Source organism: Streptobacillus felis, from assembly GCF_001559775.1.
Lineage (GTDB): Bacteria > Fusobacteriota > Fusobacteriia > Fusobacteriales > Leptotrichiaceae > Streptobacillus > Streptobacillus felis.
The window spans coordinates 1-501 of the sequence record NZ_LOHX01000258.1 but is presented as its reverse complement, the minus strand read 5'-3'; the positions used below and the strand labels follow the sequence as shown (position 1 = coordinate 501).

At 21.2% G+C, this 501-nt stretch carries 1 protein-coding gene; it reads left to right on the top strand.

Features of this window, described 5'->3' with window-relative positions:
* The first annotated feature begins 125 nt into the window (after positions 1-125).
* The gene (locus AYC60_RS04640; RefSeq protein ID WP_330996906.1) at positions 126-377 is read left to right on the top strand and encodes a TRIC cation channel family protein; all 252 of its coding nucleotides are present in this window, start codon (positions 126-128) and stop codon (positions 375-377) included.
* The last annotated feature ends 124 nt before the right edge of the window (positions 378-501 follow it).

Here is a 501-nt window from a genome sequence, read left to right as displayed (position 1 = left end):
AACCAAAATTTGATGAAAATGTTGTAAAAACTGTTATTATGTTTGTAATAGTTTTTGATGTAGTAGGTCTTGCAATTTTTGTATCTATAGGAGCAAATATTGCAGTACAAAATAATTAAAATACTATAGGTATAATTATAATGTCTACGATAACAGCTGTAGGTGGAGATATAATAAGAGATTTATTAGCAAATGAAACACCATTTATACTTAAAGAAGATATTTATTCAATATTATGTGTAATAGCAGGATTTTTATATAAATATATGATAGTAGATTTAAAAATTAGTGAGATTAAAACAACAATAATAATATTTTTTGTAGTATTAATAATAAGATTAATAGTAATAAATAAGAAATTAAGTTTACCAAAATAAGGGAATAACCTAATTTTATTTTATATATAAAAAGGAATTATATCGTTAAGAAATAATTCCTTTTTTTATTATAATGTAAATAATAATTCTGTATATGTTGGAATAGTCCAGTATTCTACTGGGA